Genomic DNA, 26,726 nt, shown 5'->3' on the forward strand with positions numbered 1-26,726 from the left:
ATCCTTAACAGACTTGACGTGCTTTCATAGGCAGTTTTTTTGTATACTTTTAATCAAGTAACTGCATAAAACTTGCTCCAATAACTTTCAATGTGTCGTCAAAGCGTTTCCAAACCCTTAGATATCTGAATTTTCCTTCTATTGGTGTTCCCATCATTTTTCCTTTCGCTGTCATTGTAACGATTGAAAGTGCTGTGTCGCCCATTATTTCAATGTTGTCAATTTCTGTTGAAGCGTCTTCAATGATCATTGTTTTTGCTTTATGTGCATACAAATCCATTTCTTTAGTTAGAATTTGTCCTGTCGGTGCAAGTGCAACCAAATCATCATGCAATAGTTGGTTAAGTATGTCCACATCACTTACAAGTTGGGCCGAAAAAAGTTTGTTTTCCGCTTCAACAACATTTTCTCGGGTAATTTTTATTTTGTCCATATTCTGATTTATTTGTTTGTTGTCATTTCCTCAATTGTTACAGTCGCATTAGATGTTTGTCTGTCCATGGTAATTTTCTAAAACTAAGCGGATGTCCACACAAAAGTTGATAAAAGATCTGTCGCAACGACTTCAGAAAACAAATTTAGCCAAAATGACTTTTGTTGTAATCAAAAGTGATCTTGTTTTTTTAGTTTTACGAAGCAGAACAGGAACACGAAAGAGAAGCCCTGATTTTCAGGGGTGTATTTTGTGTTGTTTCCATTATCACATTTAAAAGATAAGGGAGTTTTATATTATCCTGTAAAGTGGGAAACTTTGCGGCGCTAATTTACTTCACTCTTTTAAAAGCCGTTTTCATAAACCCATTCTTGTTGACGGAAATTTTTCGTTCTAATAATTGATAGATGGAATTAAAAGTTTTTATGAAGCGGTCAGGAAAGATGATTTGGCGAGCAATACCGTAGAAATATGTGTGATTGCTTTTGGAAACGGGGTTAAGCAGATCATTCAGTTTGCTTCTTTAAAGCGTCAGAAAGAACAGTTTAAGAGAATGTTGCTTAAGGCCGAGGGAGAATCTCCAATTGGTGAGGCATTGGATGCAGGATTGGAAATACTGGATGAAAGGAAAAAGAAATATAAAGAAATAGGAGTACAGTATTACCAGCCATGGATGGTTTTGAAGACATCTAAAAGCAGGCTTAGCGGACTTTTAATGCCTGAAAACGGTAGGAGATTTCCTTCAAAATTTCTATGATGCCAATGCTGTGAAGGATATCAGCATTTTATTAAAATATTTAGATAAATAAAGTATAATGCGTCAAGTTTTGTCGCTCTACAAAATATCTTTGACTTAAAATTAAAACGATATAATAATGATGTATTAATTAATATTCATACAGCTTATAAATGTATAAATTTTGCCTGAAATTATTTCGAAATGTTAAAAAACTGTTAAATTTTAATTTTTCTATTTAGCAGTCATTTTTGAATGAAATAATTTAATACATTTGAAATAACAAAACACAAATAGCCAATATGAAATATAAAAATTCCAACATTAATTCCCTTTTAGATTTCTGATTTCAGGAATATCTAATACAGCACGTTTAATCACTAAACACAATACCTAATAACTCAGAATGCATCATCAGGTTGCTACATGCCGCATCATGTTCTGTGGCCTTGGTGTACGCCAAGAAATCACTTTAGAATTTTTTCTAAAGAGAAAAAGAAATTGAATTCCTAATTATTGTAATATCACTTAGAACAATTTTAACATTTATGACACCAATATCATATATTTTTACAGAATTAAACAAAATACAGGCACAGCTTCCTGGTGAAGCCTTTGGTCCGGTAGGAACAGGTACTGCTTCTGAAAAACAATTTAATCTTACAAATATTTTTAAAACACTACCTAACGAAATCCCAAAAGCTTTTGCTGTCACTGATGGAATTTTGTTTATCGTACCTCAAAAAGACAGTGCGGACTTAGTCAATATTTTTCTGAAACCGACTAATCCTGTAGAGATAGGGATTAAGATTAAATACTATGTATATAGAGGGATAAAAAAAGGAAACTATTTTCAAGCAGGAGGAAGTTCTGTGGATGAATTATTAAAGAAAGAAGACTCCAATATACTTCCTTTCCTAACTAAAATTTGGGATGAGTTTTTAGAGTTTAACCAAATACCAGCTGCTAATGCCAATACAGTTCCTTTTGAGGCAAATAAAATCGGTTTTTCCCCTGCTATTCCGGCAAATTATCAAGCTTTTTTTACTAAGAACCAATACACCTTACCAAAAGTAAAAATAGGAGATCATATAGGGGATTTTGAGGCAGAGTTTGGCTTTGAAGTAGTCGTAGATGAAGGAGATTTTTCCCAAGACCATACTGATACAGGTTTTGACTTTAAGCAGGATTATTTTACGGCCAGAAAATGTGTTTTAAATCTGGATAAAAATAATGATGCTAAAGATTACGGAAATTTACCTAATGATCCTGATTTTGAGAAGGTATTTAGAGAGAGTGTATATTTATTTTTAGATCCGGTTGCTTATTACGGAGCACATCTTACAGACATAAGCACAGACAATAAAAGAGGAAGCATAATAAATAATGGAACACCCACTACACCTTATAAAACTCCTGAGGAGATTTATACAAATGTTGTAAATAAATTTTACAATAAGAATAAAACTTATATTTATATAAAAAGTAATAGAGGAAGATCTTTTAAATTTTATAAAAATGAAAATGAAAGAATTTATTACCAATGTACAGATGTTAATCAAACACCTTCCAGTTCATGGACACCAACATCTTTTTTGACAAATAAATGGCCCCTGATCATAAAATCTGCAATTGATGAAAAATATGGAATTTCATTAGGTTCTTCAGATAAAAATATAGCTTACATACATTCATTATTCTTTGAAGAAGTAAAAATTAGTAATTCAGATAAAAGAATTCCACGTAAAGGTAACTTAATATCTAATCTTATTAATTTTAAGTTAAACATACTTACTTTTAACAATTTAAATGTATCATCGTTTTTTAATATTACATTTTTGAATGAAGATGATTTGCCTTTCCCAAATCCAAATGAATTTTGTAACCTTTTCGGTAATGTAAATCTTAAATCTATTTTCGAAAGAGAAGACTTCAGTACAGGACAAGGATCTTTTGTAAACCATCTACGACCTATCCTGATAAAAGATGGGAGAGATATAGGTATGTATCAAACCAAACTTATCCTGGAAGGAAATTATATTGCAGATACGAATCCTCCCGCATTACCCGGCAATCCCGCAGATGTAGATTTGGCTTTATCTAAAAACCTAAGAACCTATATTTTATCCCCTCAGTATTCTACATTACAAAAAAAAGACGATAATCCCTTCTCTCTTACTTCCGGCTATTACTCCGCAAAAGATATGGAGGAATATATAAACAATATATACAGAGGAGGGGAAATTTGGAAAGGAATTATTACAGATGGGTCAAATTTTTCCAGTTTACTATATCGCAGAAAAGATAATGATGATAATATGCCTTTATATCAGTTAGGTATGTCCCAAAAAGAATATCTGTTGTTAGAAAACGATGCTAAAACTATAGATATCAATGCTGCCAATTTCTTTTTCAATATAGAAGAAGATACGGGTTCTACCTCTCCAGCTTTCATAAAATACAGAATGAAAATGCAGTTTGATAAGAAAGACGGGACAGTAGGAAATACTGCAAATTCTATTCCCCTTTATACTGTAGACGGTTATTTCTTTTTTACTAAAGACTATTCTTCAGCTTTTAAACATGGAAAAGAGTTTGCAAATATAGCAGTAGATTTTGTACCGTATAATTTGTCATCATATCTTAACGGATATGAGTGTGGATTCGATTATTTCTGGCATGATTATTATACTTCCCCATCTGATGGGGGTAGACTTTATGAAAATTTGCTGGGAAAATATTACAAGAATGCTACAGGGAATCTTGAAAATTTAGATGTCAAACATTTAAGTGACTATACATTTAAAGTTAACAGAAAAACTTTTTTTAATTTAATTGCCTTAAAATATAATTCTAAACCCACCCGTTGGCGCTTCACAAACGGAGATTCAGCCTTACATGCTGATTCTTATTTAACGCTTTACCCGAAACCTCATTCTTTGGCAAAAGAAGTAACAGTAAATTTAAAGTTCAGTAAAAATAAAAATCCTGATCAGCTTTACATTAAGTACAATAAAAAATATATTGCCATTAATAATAGTACTGCTACCGCAACAGCAAATGATGAGTATGGAAAATTTATAATTCCAAGCGACAAATACAAAAATCCTATAACCAGTACCAATAATAATTATTCAATAAAAATTATGGCATTGAGGGAATGCAATCAAGATATACCTATTGAAGTAATTGCTGTACAAGGAAAGGATGAAAAGTTAGCAGGTAAATGCTGGATAAGAAAAAATAGCGAAAGATATAATATTAAAATTGTTCTCGTTAATTGTAAAACTGATTTGAACGGAACTGTAAAGGAAGGATTACCTCCCTCCAATGTAACAAAAGTAAAAGAAATTTTACAAAACTTTTTAAGACAGATTTTAATTGATCCAAAATTTGATTTAACAGATGTAGATCTGACAGTAACTGATTTTAAAAATAATTATGCTCCTACCGGAAAAATAGAATCAAATGAAAACATGTTTAATTTTGTAAAAAATTTGTTAACCTCTGATCAGCAAAAACAAATGGTGCTTTTATTTTTTAATGAGAGTGCTACAAACCCAACCTTAGGCGGACAAGCAACCATTGTTAATGATTATATTGGAGGTGCATTGGGAGCAAGAATTTTTGCGTTAGGAATTACGGATACTACCATTGCTCATGAGGCATTACATTCTATAGGTCTATATCATTCTTTTGATAATGATGGAGACTATACTTTTGAATATGTTAAAACCAATAATATAATGGATTATTCCAGTCCCAGAACTTTAATATGGTATTGGCAAGACTTAAAAGTGAAGAAAACATCTAATAATAATAAGCTTATAAAAGATATATGAAATTAATTAAAACTCTGCTTTTATTTTTCTCTGTTACTCTCTTCGGACAGGGAAACAGTGATACATTACAATTATACGGAAGAAAAAATTATGAAGAAGTTGAAAAGATTATGGAAGAATATTATCAGCTGCAAATTCATAAGGATATTTTTATCTATAGAAAGAGTTATAGAGAAGCATACGGTCTTTATATAAGAGCGAAGTATGATTCGCTTTTAAGGAATACTAAACAAAAGGATTCTATTATTTTAGCAAACAGCATACTAAAATTGAAATATAGAGATCATATATATGTGAAATATCAGCCTGACCTTTTTCATGAAGTATATAAATTAAATAAATATAATAAAAACAATAAATTATTGGAAATTATAACTTACATGTATAAAAACAGAACTATAAGGATAGACGATTACATTAATATAACGTCATTTACTTATTCTAATGATAGTAGTAAGCTGGATAATTTATCCTATACTTTTTCAAAATATAAAAGTATTAATGAAAATAATAATTTCGATGATCCTTTATATATTAAAACAGTAAACCAAGATGGTAGAGTTTTAGTACGTAATTATGAAAAAGATTTTCCAATCTCCAAAGACGAAATATTAAAACATCTTCCTGAGAAATTTTATGAGGAGGCTCCCAAATTAATGAAAGGAAAGAAGTATAGTTATGATCAAAAAGACTGGAGCCAAGAATTGACAGCAAAAAATGCCAAGCTGGAAAGTGAAGAATTTAAACTCCTAATACGTAAAGAAGAAGTAAGGCTGGATAAACTTTATAGTGAAAATAATGTTCCTTTTTACGAAGTAATAATTGTTGGTAGTCATAGAAAACACTGGCTTCTGAAAATCAACCCAAAAACAGGAGATATTAATCACATCGAGTTAAGTACGGTAATAGAGTAATGGACTAAGTTTAAATCAGAAATGTAGATATATGTAATAAGAACAGAGAGATTTTGTGAGAGAATTATCAAAAAATTGAAAACAAAATGAGAAAGACTTTTTATTGCTTCTACTTGCTCAATTCACACAATGTATTCAATTTTAAAAAGCCTAAAAAAAATAAAAATATTTAATAAAGAACTGGTATTTCCAGAGATGAATTCTGAATACGAAAAGTTAACGACTTCGCTGCTTCAAAAATCTTTTCAGACAAGAGAGGTGGCAGAAAGCAAAGCCAAAGTTCTAAATAAGCCAAAAGAAAATTGATGGAATGACGAATTAGGTGATTGATATACGATTATCTAACCCCAAAGACTAAAAAAAATTTACAAAGAAATATCTGGTTTCAAAATAAAGTAATGAAAATCCTAAGTATTTGGTTACTCTTGCTTTTTATTAATTGCAACAGCCAACAAAAAATAATAGATAAAAAATATATGGATATGGAGACAACATTTCAAAAATATCGTGACATAAAAGCCAGATACGATTCCTTCGTAAAAAAGAATAAGCAGAGTCTTATATATGAAAATGGAGCATATTTAAAAAAAACTTTATATGAAAGAGAAAAACAAGAGAAGAATGATAAATGGATTGCCCCTCTACAGTCAGAATCTAAATTTCTTTTGCAAGAAGGTGATAATTGGCAATGGATAGTTGCCCAAAAAAACATAAAAAGATGAAAAAAATAGTATTTGCATTATTAGCATCGTTAATGTTTATTAACTGTAATGCCCAGAGGAAACCCGTAAAGAAAATAAACCATAGAAAGAAATATAAAATGGAAATACCGAATATTACTAAAGACAATTTAGAAATCCCTAAACTAAGTGATCTTGTAAACCAAGAAAATAAAAAAGTACTTGAAAAAACAAATGATTCTTCAAAGCTAATAAGTGAGAGTACAAAAAAATTGCAATTTAATAAGAATGGGTTTGATTATTTTTATGAAAATGGAAAACTAGTTGGAATGGGTAAAGCAATAGGAACTATTCCCCCCCCTCAAATAAAATCTCGTGAAGAATTATTTGAACAACGGTTAAATACAGATATAAGTTTTTATTCCAACGAAAAAATACGAATGATTAGACAATTTAGTTATACACCTCAAGGCTATTTTCCTATAGGAAATTGGTACGCATATGATGAAGCGGGAAATTTGCTACAGCATATAGACCATGAAAAACATTTCAAAATGAGCTATTATGAAGTGGCTCAAATAGCAGATACATATGACTATCCTTCTATAACTATTTTTAGAGGTGTTTATTTACCGTATAATTTTTCTTATTGGATAGTTGATTTTAAGGGATTTCCCGAAGAGCAACCGCAAAGGAGGGAATGGCTAATTATAAATGATAAAACAGGAAAGATAATTTATAATTTGGATGAAACAGGGAGACAATATTATGGAACTCATGAATTTGATAAATTGGAAAAATATAAAGTTGATTTAGACAATGAGACTTTGAAAGTATTAAAATCAATAGATTATGAAAAATCTAATGAATATGTAGAAAATATGTATAGGCCATTTAACATTAAATAACTTAAAGAAATGCTCTTTAGAAAATTCATATATGTAATTTTTGTACTGGTTGTTTCATTTTGTTTTGGGCAGAAAAAATATATAAGAAAAATAACCTATAAAAAATATATGGATATGGAAACAACATTTCAAAAATATCGTGACATAAAAGCCAGATACGATTCCTTCGTAAAAAAGAACAAGCAGAGTCTTATATATGAAAATGGAGCATATTTAAAAAAAACTTTATATGAAAGAGAAAAACAAGAGAAGAATGATAAATGGATTGACCCTCTACAATCAGAATCTAAATTTCTTTTGCAAGAAGGTGATAAGGAGATTTTTGTAAAAGATGAGGGGCAATCTGAAACTATATATACTTATCAAAAAGACCGACTGATAGAGAAAGCTACAGTAGAGAAAAAAAATAATACGGTTTATTTAATCGATAATTTAGCTGAAGGGACAGCCGTACGATATGATTTTAATAAAAACAAAGTGTATTTATCACAATATATACAAGATGAGCAGGATCCTGGTAAAAGAGATATTATGCTTGACCAAGAATTCATTAACAATGAATTGGTTTTGGAAAGAAATTACAAAAAAGATTTCAAAGTCAGTAAAGAACAAATGTTAAGCGCTTTACCGGATAATTTTTATAATAGTGCATTAGATTACATGATGAGAAAATACAAAGATGAATATGAAAAATATATAGAAGAAGAATACAAAAGGAAAGCATCACCTAATGAAATAGAAAAAATAATAAAAGATAGAGTACAGGAACTTAAAGAAAAACTAAAAACCACAATAGAAACAAAGAACGATTTTTATAAGAAGATAGAAATTTATAAAACTTACAATGAGAACAGTTATCCCCTTTACGATTTATCTTTCCCTGATAGCCATGTAGGTATTTGGGAAATGAAAATTGATGGAAAGACAAATGAGGTAATTGATATACGATTATCTATCCCTAGAGACTAAAAAACTACTAAGAAATATTCGGTTTCAAAATAACATAATGAAAACCCTAAGCATTTGGTTGTTATTATTCTTTATTAATTGCAACGGTCAGCAAAAAATAACCAATAAAAAATATATGGATATGGAAATAATATTTCAAAAATACCATGATATAAAAGCCAGATATGATACTTCTGTAGAAAAAAGCAAGACCCTATTTATGAAAATGGAGCATATTAAAAAAACTTACGCGAAAAAGGAGGAAAAGATAAGAATACAATTGCTCACGAGGCATTGCATTCTTTAGAACTTTATCACAGTTTTGATATAGATGGGGATTACACTTTTAAACAAAGTAGTGAAGACTTTGATGGGAATAATGACACAGATAATGTAATAGATTATTCTAGTACCAGAACTTTAATATGGTATTGGCAAAACTTAAAAGTGAAGAAAACATCTAATAATAAGCTTATAAAAGATATATGAAGTTAATTAAAACTCTGCTTTTATTTTTCTCTGTTGCTCTCTTCGGACAGGAACAGTGATACATTACAATTATACGGAAGAAAAAATTATGAAGAAGTTGAAAAGATTATGAGAGAATATGATCGGCTACAAATTAGTAAAGATATTTTTATTTATAGAAAGAGTTATAGAGAGGCATACGGTCTTTATATAAGAGCGAAGTATGATTCGATTTTAAGGAATACTAAACAAAATAATTCTATTATTTTAGCAAACAGCATACTAAAATTGGAATATAGAGATCATATATATGTGAAATATCAGCCTGACCTTTTTCATGAAGTATATAAATTAAATAAATATAACAAAAACAATAAATTATTGGAAATTATAACTTATATATAAAGACAGAACTATAAGGATAGACGATTACATTAATAGAACGTCATTTACTTATTCTAATGATAGTAGTAATCTGGATAATTTATCCTATACTTTTTCAAAATATAAAAGTATTAATGAAAATAATAATTTCGATGATCCTTTGTATATTAAAACAGTAGATCAAGATGGTAGAGTTTTAGTACATAATTATGAAAAAGATTTTCCAATCTCCAAAGAAGAAATATTAAAGCAACTTCCCGAAAAATTTTTTAAGCAGACTCCCAAACTGATGAAAGGAAAAAAAATACAGTTATGATCAAAAAGATTGGAGCAAAGAACTGACAGAGAAAAATGCTAAACTGGAAAGCGAAGAATTTAAACTCCTAATACGTAAAAATGGAGTAAGACTGGATAAACTTTATAATGAAAATAATGTTCCTTTTTACGAAGTAATAATTGTTGGTAGTTATAGAAAACATTGGCTTCTGAAAATCAGTCCGAAAACAGGAGATATTTATAGTGTAGAGTTGGGAGTATTAGAAGAATAATTTATTTGATTATATACTTTTTTAGAATTTGTTACTCTGCGGAATATAAAAAATACATACAATAGAAATTTTATATGAAACTAAGGATATAATATAAACTAAAAATGGGAATTATATCATTGAAAAAACTATGAAAAAATAGTATAACTATGCCAAATAATACACCAACACCACCATACAATTATTATCCCCGGTTATCTAATTTAATAACTCTGGATAGTCTGCCATCTTCATTAGATTTTGTAAAAAATATTGCCCAAAGCATATTTTCAAAAATATATTATAAAAACTATCAGGGAAGTATAAGCCCATTGGGAAATAGTGCCTTTTACAGCCTGAGTATAGTTTCCAAAACCAGATTGGAATTTAATTTGGTTTATGGATTAAAATTTGTTCTCAACCGAGACCATCAGGATAATAGCATTTCTTCTTTTCCTGTAACCGTTCAATACAACTGGCCTGTAATTGCCTACCTGTCGCAATTTAATTTAGACAGTTTTTCTTTCTCTCCGGAAGAAATTTATAATATAGCTTTAGTCAGCCTGAATATTTCAGAAGAAACTGTTATTAATGAAGCTATAAATGTATTTACTGATACAACTGGAGATCCTATACACAAATTTGTGGATGATCTTAATGCAGAATTAGGCTCATCATTATCTACACCTATCCCTTATCCTACATCAGAAAACAGAATAGAGGAGCTCACACAGTCCATTAATGCAAGTTATGGAGAGGGTGCTGCTTTTGCTACGTACATTCTGGATAGTTCAAATTTGTCCAATACAAAGAATAACCTAAAACTGTTTTTTAAGAGAATACTTCCTCAAGATGTAGAAGACTATATTAAGAGCATCATAAAACCTCATGCTTTAGTTACCTTGGAAAGTTCTGCATCCATAGAATTTCCTAGAAATGTTTTAAGGCCATGGATCGCACAGAATGTAAATGGCTCACTGGTATTAACACCTGATCCTGACGAAAGCCATAAGACGAGTTTCGATTTTGCAAAAGCAATCTTTTATGCCGATACTGAAGCGGGAATAGGATATAATCTGGATTTAGCCGGAACGCTTGGCCCTACTGCCTATTCTGAGATCGCCAGCACAGGGCTTCTTATCCAGATAGAAAGACTGAAAATAGATTTAAGTAAAACCAAAAATATTCCCGAAGCTGATGCATTTGGTTATCCTGCTGATTTTACCGGAGTATATGCAGATGCCCTATCTGTAACACTTCCTCCAAAATGGTTCAGTAAAGATCAGGATATTCAGTCGACTTTACGGATAGCTGGTTATAATCTTATCATAGGATCAGGAGGAGTTACGGGGACTTTTGCCTTGGAAGCGGTTGCTGTTTCAGATAGTTTAGGAAACGTAACCTCTTTTTATGGAGATAAATTTACCTTTAATTATCCTGTAACTGCATATAAAACAGATGCCAATCAAACAATAGTACCTGTTGAGATACTTGATGATGTAGATCTGTTAAATTATATCAATTCTCTTCCGGATGAAAGCCGATACACCTTTAAATATCCTCTTTCAGTAACAGAAGCAGGGACAAATACAATAGAAGAATTTAGTACTCAGGACCAGTTCCGTGCATATATTAATTCTTTTTATACAGGGAATTATGATTATATGTGGCTTCGTCTTGGGAAAGAGCCAAGTAAATCATGGAGATTAGGCTTTAAGAAATTTGATATATCTTTCTTCCATGGTCAGGTTACCTCTTCTCATTTAGAAGGAAGGTTAGAGATCAAAAAATTCAAAAAAATAGACAGCAATGGGAATCCTGAAATTTTATACATAGATATTTTAGGGGAATGGGAGAGCAGTGCAAATTTTAAATTATCAGCTGCATTTACACCTGGGCTGAAAATGAATTTGTTTAATATTTTGGATTTTTATCTTCAGAATATTGAGATTGGTAAGCAGAATGATAATTTCTTTATTACCGCCGATACAAAAATAGAATTTCCTGAAGGATCTTTCGGAGCAAAGCTTCTTAATAACAAACCGTTAGATCTGCCGGCAATCCGTTATTATGCTAGTGGGAAATTTGAGATTATAGGTGGAGCAGCCATAATTCCAACCAATCTCCATCTTGATATTGGTCCTGTAAAGATGGCTGTAACAGGATTGCATTTCGGAACAATCCAGCGTGAGCGAAATGGAGTGATACGAAGCTATAATTATGTCGGCTTTGATGGAGGCATCAGTGTAAGTCCTTTAGGATTGGATGTTAAAGGCAACGGAGTGAAATATTATTATACCAATGATAACGACGAGCACGGAGGAGACGGAGACTCATACTTCCACATCTCGACACTTGAAGTAGATCTTATCATACCGGGAAGTGCAAGTGCAGACAGCGCCGTAGCGATTATCAAAGGAGCATTAACTATTCCCGAACCGGGAGTCTCTACAGAATACAGAGGAAAAGTTTCTATTAAGCTTCCAAAGGCAAAAATCTACGGTTCCGCAGAAATGGCATTTGACCCGAAATACCCTGGCTTTTTTGTGGATGCGAGTGTAGAATTTCCTTCCGCCATTCCTTTGGGAACCTTTGGAATATTTGGGTTTAGGGGGCTCATTGGTTACCGTTATGTAGCAGAGAAAAGAGCCGTTCCAGGAATGACAGATAATGACTCCTGGTACGATTACTATATTGCTCCTAAGCGGGGGATCAATATGGATAAATTCATTGGACCGAAATATACCCAAGGCTACAGCAATGCATTCTCCATAGGATTTGGAGCATCGTTAGGAACGATGGATGGCTCTGGAAGTATTGCTTCATTGAGAGCGATGATGCTTCTTTCCATTCCTAGTATGTTTTGTATCGATGCAGGATTAACCATTTTGAGCAGTCGTTTAGGCTTAGCTGAAGATGATCCTAAAGAACCTCCATTCTATGCCTTTGTCATTATCGGAGATGATTCACTTGAATTAGGAGCAGGAGCCAATTATCAATTGAATAAGAAAAACGGTTATATCGTTGATATTAAAGCAGAAATCCAGATGGGCTTCTTCTTCAAGAACCAAAAACCTTGGTATATCAATTTCGGAACTAAGCAGAAACCAATTACCATTACGGTTTTCAAAAATATACTAAGTCTGAAAATGCAAGGCTTCCTGATGATTTCGGCCAAAGGGATTGAAGCGGGAATGAGGATAGATATTAACCTGAATTTATTCATTCTCAAAGCATGGATCATTATAGATACCGGAGGATATATCAGCTTTGAAAAACGACAATTAGGAGGTTATATGTATTTTGAGGGCGGAGCAGAGCTTAATCTTTTCATTATTAAAGTTTCTGTAGTTCTCTCTACCTATTTCCGTGTGGAACTGGAAAAACCATTCCTGATCCTTGCAGAACTCTTCTTTGAATTTAAGTTCAAGATATTATTTATCAAAATAAAAATCAAAGTACATCTTGTTCTTAAATGGGAAAAGAACGGTGACTTGGATACTACACCGATTGCACCGATTACTAATAATAATGCTCAGGCAAACGATGAGGAATACCCTAAATACGACCAGACGGAAAATGCAGTGAAAGGAATTCATATGCTTACCGCAGAAGAATTTATTGTCACATATTTTGACTATATTCCCAATCCGGATAACCAATTGGAATTGGAAAAAATGCCGATTATTCCTTTGGATACCTATATTGACATCAAAGCTGAAAAAGGGTTGATTCCAAGTTCCGCAACGGATTTGAAAATTGGTGGACACAGTAGCGGAGCAAGCAATTATCTGGATCTTATCCCGCCTCAGAAAGTACAGCCGGGAGGTCATGTATTAAGACAGGTAAAACATAAATATTCTATAGAAGACGTTACTATTAAGTTTTATAAAAATGGGCAATGGAAAGATTACCATCCTTTTGAGGCCATAATTCCGGAAGTATTACCACCTAACAGCCCACTACAAAATGCAGGACAGTTTAAAATCGGGTTTTGGCAAAAGAATAACGACCAGTATGACACCATCCGTATTTTAGGGATGTCTCCGTTTTCATTTTTGGAACAGGGACTGCCGGGCTGGTTTATCCCGGAACAGTATGGTATCACCCCGTCTGAAATGTTCTGTACCGAACATATAGAAACATGGCATACTTCCAATGTGGAAAACGAGGCTTTGGGCACATTATTCTATCCTCCAACGCAATATCCAAGTCAATTAATTGACGGAGCTTATTATCTTCTTATGGGAGGGGGAGCAGGATCTTATATTCCGGGGCCAAATGGAACGCTTATTTTTATTCCGGGAACTGGTACAATGGAGGTAAGCAATGCTGCTAATCCTCATGGATATTCTCAGTCATTGAAATTTTCCAATAGCAATACATTGGTTATTACCTTGCCTGAAGAGTCAGGAAAAGTGAGACTGTGGCTTACTACATTAGGTAGCGGAGTAACAATCAGGTTGTACAAAAATGTGTACAGTAATTCGATTATGCAGAATTACCAGCTAATCACCGAAATATATAAGACCAAGATTGAGTTGGCTGGTGTAGTAGAGTATCTGGCGAGTGATTTTTCGGATCAGTATGTATCCAAAATAGAGATCATTCCGAACCAGGTGAACCAGTCCGCAATTGATGCAGTTAATATACAGATCGCACAACTTTGGGCCGATGCAGCTGCGCAGAATAATGGCGAGGTTAGCATCATTATTTTGACTCCCCAACAACAGCAAACCTATGATTATCTTTTAGCACAATTGAATGAACTGACGATGAATTCCTGTAGCGGGTCAGACTGTCAGAAAGATCCCATACTGTGTGAATTTTTGGAAAACTTAATATCCACATTGAATAACTGTATCAATTATCAGGCATCTTTCCAGGATAACTGGAAATGTTTTTTGGGCATGGTAGATATGATCATAGAATTCGACCAGGCTTACCCTCAATACAATCTTTATCATCAGTTAGAGACAGAAATTCAGAGTCTTTTAACCTATCCTGAAAGGGTAAGACCTCCTGTGTTGGGCGGTGCACTCCAGGAAGCTCAGATTATATTTAACCATATTTCTCAAATAGGGGATTGTGACTGTAAAGGAGACGATAATGGTATCAAAGAGTGTGTTACCTCTTTGCAGCAGGTATCTTGGTTAACAGCAATAGATTATGAATATCAACAAACTATCCCAAGTCAGCCGGCAGTGCAGCAGGATGTTCAGTTGATGACAGATGCAATAACTCATGTGGTGCAACCTATCTGGAGACCGAATACTGTATTCTGTCTGCACATGAAGCTCAAAGATCAGGTGAATGATGCCAACGACGGGATCTTTGACTATTACTATGGTTTCAGAACAGCAGGACCTTTAGGACATTTTGAGAAAAGAAGACTGGATTATATTAAGCCTGATACAACATCTGAGCAGTATCCTATCACCACACTGAAATCCTATATTGATATGAGGAGATCTTATCCGAATGCTGATGGGAATCTGAACAGGGCAAAACCATTATTTTATGGACATAATCAGTGTAATATCAACATTTTCTTTATCACCCCATATATCTTTAATATGTTTAAGGAATGGAAACCCTATCAGGGAGCACCGAAATTATTGGGAGCAATCAATATAGCCATTAAAGATCCTGTTACCGATGTTATTATCCCTTATCCGCTACCTTCAAACTGGGCACAAAATGAAACTGTTCCGACTCCGGATGCTAATGGAAGCACCTGGGTAGATGATAATGGTCCTAATTTACCGGTTAACATCCAGATTTTGAATAGCTATATTCAACAGGTTAATGCCAATAACAGTTCTATTCATTGCAGCATAGATTTGGGAGATCCTATCAAGCCTTTAGCCTACAGTTACACGGTAACGTTGACCAATCTAAAACCTGAGAAACTCTACACAGCAATTATGTATAATGCATTTGATGAAGATGAAAACGGTATGTATGAAGCACAGAAAGACAGCAATAATAAAATTCTTTATGAAGAAAATCAAAAAGTACACGATTTTGTATTCCAGACATCAAGATATGCTGATTTTAAAGAGCAGGTAGAAAGTTTCATGCTGAAAGAATATGATGATCAGAACGTTCTTGTGGATGAAAAAGATGCAGTGTATAATGTCAAAGTGAATCTTAAACCGCAGCAGATAGATGATATGTATCTACAGGTATCAGGGAATGGAAGCAACGCATTACTTGAACAAATGAGTGATATCTATTCCGATCCTTTTGACAGGGTAATCGAAGGAATTATGGGAATACAACCTTTAGATGTTGCAAAAACCACAGAATTTGTAAAAATCATTGATGAGACAGAGAACGTTATAGCCCTTATTGTAAGAAATCCTGAGCCTTTCAATGATCCAAAAATCCCAACGGATGAACTGAAAGATACTTTAAAAGTGTTAAGCCTTTCAGGTCAGGAGAATCTGGAATTCAAGGTGCTATTCTCGAAAGATGCATCACAAATCCTGATTATGCATAAAGATAAAAAGATAGAGAACAAGGAGCTGAGTTTCAAATTTAGATATAAAACTTGGAATGGTACTGCTTATCAAATTATGCAGGAACTGATTACAAAAATAATAAATATAAACGACTAAGAATACACAAAATGAATTTTTTAAGATATTATCCTTACGAATCAGAAGAAGCTAAGATATACCATTCCAAAAGAATAAAAGAGGATATCTTTTTAGCTGGATATTTCAAAGGATCTTCGGGAGTATTCACCCGTCTTGATTTTACCGGAAATCCTATCTTTCAGAAAGCATATAATTTTTCAGATACGATCTCGCAAGTTTCTTTTAGGAAAATCATTCGAAATACAGAAGGGCTGATCCTCTTAGGGCTAGAAAAAACAGGAAAAGAAGAGAACATTCCGTTCTTATTAAAGGTCAATTTTGAAGGAGATATTATTTGGTACAAAAAGTTTCCTGAAATTATTGTAAATAATGAAGAAATTTTTCTCGAAGAAATTAATAATTTCCAATTTGGACTTGGTTTTTTCGATCTTGGAGAACAAAAAAGCAAAGTGTTTCTTTTTGATGAAAGAGGAGAAATTTTTCTTCAGAATGATATTAACAGTATTGATGAAAGATATACTTTCATAATATCCGGTCTGAACTTTCATAATGAAGAGATATTGATATGCGGAAATGAAAGTGATCCTAAAAATGAGAAGAAGCTTCCTAAGGGAATCCGTATTATTGCCGATCTGGGTTTTAAGGATATCAATGCCGAATATATAATTTATAAAGAGGATTTTATCATTCTTACGTCAATTCAATACACTGAAAGAGAAATTATTTTAACAGGATTAACTTGGGATACACCACAAATACCTCTGGTTTTTGAATATAATCATGGATTAGGATATCTATTTGATAATTATGCTGGGGTAAAAACAAATTTTGTTTTTGGAGATGATTATTTTGTTATATATACGGAAAGTGATGAAATATCCAGGATTCAATATGGTGCAGGGACAGAGTGGAGTGGTGTTTTTCAAATGGAAGACTTTAATATTAATGATGTTTCCGAAGACCTCATGCTTTTACATGGAGAAGATAAAAATATAGATTTTGCAGGAATCCTTAATCCTGATTTTGAGTCCTGTAAAACCACCCCTATTGAGCTTATTTCTTTCAGCTTTATTGAATTTGTAACTGAAAGAACAGAAATCAACATTAAGGAGACCCGCGTAGAGAATTATTATGGTGAAGGTATTGAGAAACAGGATCTGGAAAACGGATTTAGTGAGGTCTGTGACGGAGGCGGAATAACGGTAACATTTAATCAATTTTCCTCACTTCAGACTCCTAATTTTTATTTGCAGGCTGTAGGTTCTACCGGTAGTGATAGTACCCAGGGAATGCATCTTCGCTGGAGTTTTGGTGGAGAACTGGGAGAAAACCATTTACCAAAAGGTAATCTTGCTTCCACCAATGTAAACTTTAATAAACCCGAAGATTTTGTGAAAATCTACCGGGCACCCTATGTAAAATCTATATTTACATTAGACTTATCTGTAGCTCCTCAGTTGATAGACGACAGCCAAAAACTTTGGGTGTACAAATTCAATAACAATACCCGTATTTTTTACATCTATTTTAAGAATCAAAATAAATACGCTCAGGTTAGGGCTGGGATTAACCCACTTACCAATCCTTTAGGATTTATCATCCAATATGGTAATGAACTTATTGAAATACAATGCAGATCAGATTTGTTTTTTGCCTGTAGTTTGGTTATTAACAATCAGAGTCCGACAAGTTCATTACAATTAGAGACACTTTCTCTACCGGAGAATAATAATACACTTTCGCAATATCTCAGTTACAGAAAAAGACTCAGTTTCTGGGACCTTAATTCCAACTATTTTAACGCTGAACACGGGAAAACGATACGTTATCGTCCTGATGGCTGTATTGTAAAAGCCCTACAGTTTGAATTTTATTCCGATTTCATTGTCAGCACCAACAATGGACAAGGATGGACACTTCTGGGACAATTTTCCTTGACCACAGATGGGAATGAAGCTTTTAGCAGACTAGATCCAATACCACAATCCAATCCTGTTAATGGAGCTTGGCTTCGTTATAATGATGCTGCGTATGTAAATACGAATAATTACAAGACAAAATGGGAACACCCATCTCAAAACCCATTAGACAGGGATATTAAAACGGTAGTGGAGCAGTATATTAAATTAAGTGATCTGCAACCTAATCCTAAAGCTTTTGAAACACTTAATATTAACCTTGCAAACAGCAGCATTAATACTTCTGCAACTATTTCAAATGGTGATCCTGGTCAGGGAGATACACAAATATCTAATCTGGATATTTTGAATGTTGCCGCTTTGGATTACCATACTGCCAGAATGTTGGGATTGGGGCATTTGGATATAGGCAGTGATGCTTTAGGCGTAATTGGAATCAATGAAGGGTTTATTTATCTGGCAGAATATTACACCAATGCCAATTTGGATATTAAGGCTACAGAAAAAAATATGCAGCTATTATCTATGTCGTTACCAACCAATATTTTTAGTGAGCGTTTATCTCTACCAGTAAAGCTTTCACAGATTGTTACGGGAATGGGTACACCCAACTCAAATTTATACGATAGTAACGGCTATTCTCCGGACGGTAAGACAAGATACATCAGTCTTTACAATGAATCTTTGGATACTGACCAGATAAATCCAGTATTTTTTTCAACAGACAATCTTTACGATGCCTCTAAATTTACCAACCCAGTATATGCAGGATTAGAATATCGTATGGTAAAACCAGGCGAAACTGATTTCCATATTTGGGCAAAACCAGAGCTGTCACATGATACCGCATATCTTAATATTGACAGTGCTTCGGACTCCTTTGAGGTTATACCTATTCAGATTCCTGATGCGAATACGCCTCTTTATCTTCATAAGCAGAAGAAGAATGGAACCTATTTTTACATGAGTTACGGAATCAACTGGTTTTCAAGAGCTCAGTACGGTCAGCCGGAACTTTCGATTGTTACCGACATTAAACCGTTTAACGGTTTGCTTCCTCCTTCATTGTGCAGCAGCTTTCTGATTCAGAAAGAATTTCCGTTGATGTTTACTTCGCAGGAAGAACAAAACCGTTTAATAGCAATTCCTGCTCTGACAGACAAAACTTTGGTACGTCATACGTTTGATTATCATATTTATCAGGAGGGGGTAACCTATCCTATTCCATTTGATAGTGTGATACAAGATTCGGTGTATCTTTCGGACCCAAACAGTTTGTTTCCGGATAATGAAGAAATTTTTGCCGATGATATAGAAATTTATTTCAGAAAATTTGTACCGAGAACGATTACGGCTAGAGTAAAGGAGCAGAATCAGCTTCCGGTAATTATGCATCATTCAGGCAATCAATTGTTAGCGATCATTGAAACTGTTGATTATCCTGTGGCAAGTTCAGGTTTTACGGTTGACCCGAACAATCCGAATAATTTGATTTACAATGAAATCTGGAGATCTGAAATACCTGCAGGATCTACCGCTAATGATTTTTTAGGCGGAATATTCTTGTTGGATAATGAAAGCTATGTAATCCATGAAATTACACTAACAGGTACAGGACTTCAATTCACAGTATTCAAGAAAGTAGTAAGTGATGCCATGATGTCCGGAAATACCAATTCAACATTTACAGCAACTCAATTAGCAGTTCTTCCGTCTTATGATTCTTCTACAGAAGGTATTTTCAATGCAACTGAAAACATGCAGAATGCTGCAAGCTGGGGATTCCAGAATCCGAATTCACTGAAAGTAAAAATAGGAGATAGTAACTGGACACTCCATCGGGAAATTATAGAAAACCAACAGGCAAATGGTACTCCACAAAAATATTTGGAAAAGTCCAGAGGAATATGGAAAGATGCAAAAGTAGAAATGCTTTTTGAAGATTTGCACAGCTATCAGCCGTTAAATTCAAATCTTCCGGTAATTACTTATGATCCAAATAATCTTCCTAAAGTACATCAGGGAGTTTACAAAATTACCTTTACAGGCTTTTCTCTTGCGCAGCATAGCCAATATTCTCAAAATTCTCATTCAGTAGAGTGGAACAAAGGATATATAAGACTGTTCAATGTGGAAAACTTTAATCCGGGAGGATGGCCAAAAGACAGCCGAAGCATATTCAAAGTAGTAAGAACTGAAAATATAGGAACGAACAATGATTTGGTGCTATATATTTATGATGAAAACTTTGCTATTGAAGAAGACACAGGTGCGAACACTCCTATACTGCTGCACCAAAATCAGGCAGGAAATTATATTTCTAAGCCAACTGATCCGGTTACAGGAAATTCGGTTAAAGTAAATTATTACCCGTCGTATAAAGTTTATCTGTATAAAAACACAACTAATAATCTTATTTCAGATTCTGTGCTGCCACAAGGAGATGAAGACACTCACTATTCGGTTTTCGGCTTCAGGAGTGTGGATAATAACACGACAGATATGCAAGGTAATCTGTATAAATCAAAATTCAGTACCCCAAGTCTGATGTTTGGCAGTGCAATTATAGAACCTATGCAACCTGAGCTACCTACAGGTTCGGTTTTTGCTACCCGTCCGGATAAATATGGAAAAGCTACCTACAGCTTCCTGACAAAATACACACATAAGCCTCATTCTGTTCAATTTTTCAGAAGTGATGAAACGGCTTTTTTAAATGCTCTTTATGAATTTAATACGATAGGGGAGATTAAAGCAGCTTTGGAGAGTTTAGGCGGGCAGAATGAAGAATATTTTAATGACCGGTGGAAAAACTTCTTAGATTTTGAAAATTTAGAAGCACTTGGAGATTATACAGGTTATCCACTTACATCCAGTATTCCTTATAAGTTTCCTTTACCGGATAGTATTACATTTTTTAAAGCGATTAATCAATTTATTACAGAGCATAATGATTATTTTGATTTGCAGGTAGGAAGTACTTATTATTGCGAGCAGATTCCAAACACTCAATTTGGATTTACGAACTTTAAAAAAGTAATTATTAAAGCAATTCCTAATCAATCTGAAGAACTGTTGTTTGTTGATTTTGTGATGGAGGCTATTCAGAACTGTTTTATTCCGCTTACTGAAGTTCCGGTTATTTACAAATATATAAAGAAACTAAACTCGGGATATCGCCCTAAGAATCTGAAGCAAAACCTTAGAGATTCTAACGGGTACTTATTAAACCCAATAGATCCGACTTTCGATATGGCTCCAATGGCTGCTATTTATAAAGAAACACCTCAACATGAAACCCTGTTTACAGATTTCACCCTTGACGGTTCTTCAGATAATTTTTATTTTTATGGAGTCAGGGAAATGGGAACACAAATGAAGCTGAGCGGATTCAGTCCATTTTTAGGCCCTATCCGTCTGGTCAATTCTAATCCGGCGGAACCCCCAAAAATCAAAAGCTTACTTCCTATAGTAGAAAATAAAACTCTGGGAATATCTTCAAAAATAAAGATAGAAATCAATCCATATCCGAATGTACAGAAAATTAGTCAGATTTCTGTTTATAGAGCAACCAATAAGCTGGATGCAGAATCTGTATTGAGCATGAAACTGATAAAAATGGCTAATATAGCGGACGTAGAAACTGAGCAGGTTTCAGGAGCATGGGTTGTTTATGATGATTTTGAAGATTTGGATTACAAACCTTATGGCGATGCCCTTTTCTATAAAGTTGTAGTATCCAGAACGGTTGAATATACTATGACTGATTATGATACAGGAACTCCTACCTCTCAGGTTATTGTAGAACAGGCGCCTTCCTTATCTTCTAAAACAATCGTTACGGTTCTGGTAGAAAATTATAATCCTGAAGCTCCGGAATTGAATTATAACTCTGAACCTGTGACAGGTGATACTATTACTTCGGTAATCCTGAACTGGGAACAGACTTGTTACAAAGGAAAGTACCATTTGTACAAATTAAGCAATGAAGGGAGCTGGAAAGAGATAGCGAGGATAAATATTGACGAAAAAGATATTGAAAAAGCACATTTGTATTTATTTGCAGAACCTGTCACTATTCCGCCTATAGATCCTTATTGGGAGATGGTAAATACATACAATATAGTAAATAACAGATTATTTCTGCCTTTGGATGATATAAACATGAATCCAATGCCAATAAAAGATAGTAACGAAAATGTATTATATCACCATTTCAAAGTAGTGGCAGAAAATACATCTAATATGTTCAGTATTCAGGAAAATATCCTTACGATCTATAAAAAAGATACATGGGCAGATATTTCCGGGATTTCATCAGACGGCATCGATGGAATGATACTGCAGGGAACATTCATCATTAGACCTTAATTATTAAAATTAAAAATCATGGCAAAAAAATCAATATCAGAATTAAAAGAATATTTTCAGGCAGGTAAAAGACCTACTGAAGGTCAGTTTGGGAATTTAATAGATAGTTACGTTCATATGGATGAATCATCTGAATATTTTACAACTTTAGAATATCCTGCTGATTACCAAGTTGGTGATTATATTGAATTTGTAAATTTTTCTCCTGCAATGGCACATTCGGGTGGGTTTTATGAAATTTCAGTGGCTTACACAAGAGGTAATATCGCTTCTGCAGCAACACACCTTGCAGCCATCTCGCATGCAAATCCAAATCTTTGGAGAGAATGTGGTAAAATTAACAGAAATAACTATACTGATGGACAAAATAATAATTGTTTTACGATTGATGTTAATGGTGCTATATGTAGGTTTCGTATAAGAGCAACAAAAATACTGGGAGTTACAACCGGTACTATGTCAGTTGTAATCAAAGTAAGGTCTATTAATAAAAACGATTCATGGAATGGATTAGATAACAGAGGAAATGACAGTTCAAGTATCCCATTACAACCAATGACAGATGAATGGGAGTTATTAGTAGGAAGCGCATTTTCACCGGAGTCTGCAAAAGTTGCATTAAAAGTAAATAAAGAGGGGAATGTTGGGATAGGACTTCAGAATTCAAAACAAAAGTTAACTGTTTCTGCTACTCAACAATTAAATCAAGGAGGTCCTACAAATGGACAAGATTCAACGGCAATTTTAAGACTTCAATCAAGTAATGCCGGATATGGAGAAGTGTTTGATTTTGGAATGAATATTGGGCCTTCTTATGCATGGGTACAACCACAAGATTTAAATAGTCCGAATGAAACATATAATCTATCTCTCAATCCCAGAGGGGGGAATGTCGGAATTGGAACTGTCAATCCCACAGAAAGGCTTGATGTAACCGGAGGTATAAAATCATCAATGAATGGCAATGAAGGTGGATACATTGAATTAGAGAACTCCGGCAAAGGTGGCTCCCAATTTAGCAAATGGAGAATTTATAATATGACAGGAGGTTATGGTAATGGGTTGCAATTTTGGGGATATTCTAATGATGGTAATTATGGAGCTAAGCTTTGGTTAGGCGATAACGGAAATATGGCTTTGTATGGAAAACTTGAAGCGAAAGATGTTGTCATAGCTCCAACACCGACAGCTGACTTTGTATTTGATTCAGGATATAATCTTAAAACTATCGATGATCTGGAACAATTTATTGCAAAAAATAAGCACCTTCCTGAAATACCTTCTGCAAAAGAAATGGAAAAGAATGGATTAGCTGTAGGAGATTTTCAAATAAAATTGTTGCAAAAAATAGAAGAGTTGACATTATATGTTATCTCTTTAAAAAAAGAAATAGAACAATTAACAACCAATTAAAATGTCTAAAAAACCGATACAAATATTAAAAGAATATTTCAAAGTGGGAAAGCGCCCAACTGAAGGGCAGTTTGAGGATTTAATGGACAGCTTTGCTCATCTGGATGGTCCGGAGTTAGAGAAAATTATAGAGAACGTAAACTCTCATAATGGATACCTGCAGTTTACCTCACAAAATGGAAACTTGATTGCCCAGATCTCTTTTCAGGATATCCGTAATAACATGAACATTCCTGCGAATCTGGTACAGAGTATTAACGGGCAGACAGGAAATGTTACTTTAAACCTTCAGGGTCCCACAGATGTGGGAAGTGCCAGAGAAGGAATTGCTAAGTTTTTCACCCCTGACTTCAGTTCCTCTAATATTTTTCATGTAAAATTACCCTATAAAGTAAATACAAACTCTGCAATGTTTCATATTAAAGCTATAGGATACAATTATGGAGGATCTGATATTATTGACGTTACCTGGGTAGGATATTGTTATCAGCCCAGCTCCGCATTGATGAATACAAAAACAAGTGTTTTAAGTAGTACAGCAATTACTGCAGGACAATATGTAGGATCAGATTCACATATTTATTTGTGGTTTAAAGTACCTGACACTTATTATACCACGTTTAGGATAGATGCCATGCGGGTAGGTAACGGAACACTTCTACAGGAAGGAGATGTTCAAATAATAATGAGCCCACAAAACCAATTGTGATTCAAATAATCCAGAGAGGCTGTTTTTTACAGGCTCTCTTATTTTTATAAATTATATTTTAACTTCAAATTACTTATACGTGATTTTTCAAAATCCAGGTACTCAGTTGAATTATTTCTGGCCGTATTCCATGCATTATTTAAGAGTTCGCTGATGGAGTTTGAACTATTTTTTAATTCACAATATGAAGCTAGATCAGCATTTTGATAAAATTCAAAAAATTCATCAACCATCATTTGAAAGATATATTGAGGATATATGAAATCATGGTTCTTTGGTTTTACTGAGTTTTCTAAAAAAGAATTCCATATTGATTCGAATTGTTTTTTTCTTCCGTTAACCCTAATTTATCCATCATTAAAATAATGATCCTCATTCTTGCCTTATCGGAAGGGTGAGAAGACGAAGGTTTATATATATCTGTCTTTCCAAACTCATTAGAAAGTAGTTTCAGATGAGTCCATGCATAAGCGGGACCTATCATATAAGTGGCTGTCAAATCACAGGTGAATTCTTCAATCCATTTTTTACACCAGAGAAAATTTATTTTTTTTATTTCAATCTCTTTATTTTTATGCTTGATTCCCATAAAATATCGGTCAATTTCCACCGCAGAAATTTCGCAGCTTTTACCTCCAAACATCGCATAGAGCAGATGCCCGATTTCATGATACATATCGGGCAGATTCAGCAAAATTTGTTCTTCTCCTACAGGAAGAAAAATAATATCATATTGGGGAATTGTCCAATAATATAAATGATGGTTACTTGTAGTAAATATCACAGGAGGTAAAGCGTTAATGCGATGTTCGTAATAGACCTGAGATATGATCTTGTTGAAAAAATCTCAGGATCATTATAATTTTTATAGCTTGATGACGATAAGAATGAATGTTTTTAAAAGCCGTATGCTGCGGACGGTAATTGATCAAGCTGCCTCCCGAATTGATTATAAGTTGAAGGCTGTTCTTCAGGCTCATAAACTGCTCAAGAGTATTGGGGATAAACTCTTTTTTTATGTTGGCGTGATGCGGGTATGAATGAATATCATTGATAAAAGTATCAATCCTTCGCAACAGATCTATATGTAATGCTTTATAAAATTGTTCACTTACCGTCTTATTCGTTGCTTTTCAAATGACTGATTGACTTTCTGCATTGAGAATTGAAATAAAATTCTCAATAGCCGAAAATTCTTTTTGTTAACGATATACTTAAAAGCACTAATATAAAAAATATATAAATTTAGCTTTCAAATATTTTATTTTACCAGACCACATTTCTGAAATAATTACAAACAAAAAATTGTGGTACATTCAAGTATATCATTACCAAAATAGTTTTCAGAGAATTCCAAAGAAACTAGGATAGCTTATTAAAGCCCGTGGTAACCCAAAATTTTCCTTGCAAATTATGTGCAAATAAAAAAGAGTTGCAGAATTTTCATCTGTAACTCTTTGATAATTAAGTGAGCGCGAAAGGATTCGAACCTTTGACCGTCTGCTTAGAAGGCAGATGCTCTATCCAGCTGAGCTACGCACCCATTAAGGTTTTGATTCTCGCTTCGTATTTATAAAAGCTTTTGTGTCGGGGCGGCAGGATTCGAACCTGCGACCTCCTGGTCCCAAACCAGGCGCGATGACCGGACTACGCTACGCCCCGAAAGATATATTAAGCGGAGGGTAAGGGATTCGAACCCTTGCGACACTTTCGCGTCGACAGTTTAGCAAACTGCTCCATTAACCACTCTGGCAACCCTCCTTTTATCTTTGTTTTTTAATGAACTTTGTTCCGTTATTGCGAGTGCAAATATAGAGCAGATTTCTTTATTTACCAAATATTTTTCAAGAAAATTTTGCGTATTTTTGA

The 26,726-nt window shown here is 33.8% G+C and carries 12 protein-coding genes and 3 tRNA genes; 10 read left to right on the forward strand and 5 right to left on the reverse strand.

Annotated elements, in window-relative coordinates:
* Nucleotides 1–49: 49 nt before the first annotated feature.
* Complete coding sequence (locus ACM39_RS03570; RefSeq protein WP_048509656.1) at nucleotides 50–433, reverse strand: nuclear transport factor 2 family protein; 384 nt, start codon at nucleotides 431–433, stop codon at nucleotides 50–52.
* Between the two features lie 400 nt (nucleotides 434–833).
* On the opposite strand from ACM39_RS03570, the gene ACM39_RS03575 reads away from it, so the two are divergent.
* The 10 genes from ACM39_RS03575 to ACM39_RS03635 all read left to right on the forward strand — a co-directional run bounded on the left by ACM39_RS03575 (nucleotide 834) and on the right by ACM39_RS03635 (nucleotide 24,857).
* Nucleotides 834–1,190 carry a vWA domain-containing protein gene (locus ACM39_RS03575; RefSeq protein ID WP_048509657.1) on the forward strand — a complete coding sequence of 119 codons (357 nt, stop codon included), beginning with the start codon at nucleotides 834–836 and terminating at the stop codon, nucleotides 1,188–1,190.
* A 527-nt stretch (nucleotides 1,191–1,717) separates the two neighbouring features.
* Nucleotides 1,718–5,011, forward strand: a complete 3,294-nt coding sequence (locus ACM39_RS03580; protein ID WP_048509658.1) for a hypothetical protein — start codon at nucleotides 1,718–1,720, stop codon at nucleotides 5,009–5,011.
* Nucleotides 5,008–5,925 (forward strand): hypothetical protein, encoded by a 918-nt coding sequence (locus ACM39_RS03585; RefSeq protein WP_048509659.1) that lies wholly within the window; start codon nucleotides 5,008–5,010, stop codon nucleotides 5,923–5,925. Before ACM39_RS03580 ends, ACM39_RS03585 begins: the two co-directional genes overlap by 4 nt.
* 398 nt (nucleotides 5,926–6,323) lie before the next feature.
* A complete protein-coding gene (locus ACM39_RS03590; protein ID WP_048509660.1) occupies nucleotides 6,324–6,647 on the forward strand; it encodes a hypothetical protein in 324 nt (107 codons plus the stop codon).
* Entirely contained in the window at nucleotides 6,644–7,513 is an 870-nt protein-coding gene (locus ACM39_RS03595) for a hypothetical protein (RefSeq protein ID WP_131701397.1), read from the forward strand. Before ACM39_RS03590 ends, ACM39_RS03595 begins: the two co-directional genes overlap by 4 nt.
* A 114-nt stretch (nucleotides 7,514–7,627) precedes the next feature.
* Nucleotides 7,628–8,482, forward strand: coding sequence for a hypothetical protein (locus ACM39_RS03600; protein WP_131701398.1), 855 nt, complete (start codon nucleotides 7,628–7,630; stop codon nucleotides 8,480–8,482).
* 1,528 nt (nucleotides 8,483–10,010) lie between these two features.
* Entirely contained in the window at nucleotides 10,011–16,463 is a 6,453-nt protein-coding gene (locus ACM39_RS03620; RefSeq protein ID WP_048509666.1) for a hypothetical protein, read from the forward strand.
* Nucleotides 16,464–16,474: 11 nt separating this feature from the next.
* Entirely contained in the window at nucleotides 16,475–22,735 is a 6,261-nt protein-coding gene (locus ACM39_RS03625; RefSeq protein ID WP_131701399.1) for a hypothetical protein, read from the forward strand.
* Between the two features lie 18 nt (nucleotides 22,736–22,753).
* Complete coding sequence (locus ACM39_RS18680; protein WP_053073290.1) at nucleotides 22,754–24,148, forward strand: hypothetical protein; 1,395 nt, start codon at nucleotides 22,754–22,756, stop codon at nucleotides 24,146–24,148.
* 1 nt (nucleotide 24,149) lies between these two features.
* Nucleotides 24,150–24,857 (forward strand): hypothetical protein, encoded by a 708-nt coding sequence (locus tag ACM39_RS03635; protein ID WP_048509668.1) that lies wholly within the window; start codon nucleotides 24,150–24,152, stop codon nucleotides 24,855–24,857.
* 292 nt (nucleotides 24,858–25,149) lie between these two features.
* On the opposite strand, the gene ACM39_RS03645 is transcribed toward ACM39_RS03635, so the two are convergent.
* From ACM39_RS03645 to ACM39_RS03660, 4 genes are all read right to left on the reverse strand, one after another.
* Nucleotides 25,150–25,641, reverse strand: coding sequence for a hypothetical protein (locus ACM39_RS03645; protein ID WP_048509670.1), 492 nt, complete (start codon nucleotides 25,639–25,641; stop codon nucleotides 25,150–25,152).
* Between the two features lie 685 nt (nucleotides 25,642–26,326).
* Nucleotides 26,327–26,400 (reverse strand) — tRNA-Arg (locus tag ACM39_RS03650).
* A 44-nt stretch (nucleotides 26,401–26,444) separates the two neighbouring features.
* Nucleotides 26,445–26,519, reverse strand: a tRNA-Pro gene (locus tag ACM39_RS03655).
* Nucleotides 26,520–26,533: 14 nt separating this feature from the next.
* Nucleotides 26,534–26,618: transfer RNA gene (locus ACM39_RS03660), tRNA-Ser, on the reverse strand.
* Between the last annotated feature and the right edge of the window lie 108 nt (nucleotides 26,619–26,726).

Source organism: Chryseobacterium sp. FH2 (genome assembly GCF_001045455.1).
Classification (GTDB): Bacteria; Bacteroidota; Bacteroidia; order Flavobacteriales; family Weeksellaceae; genus Chryseobacterium.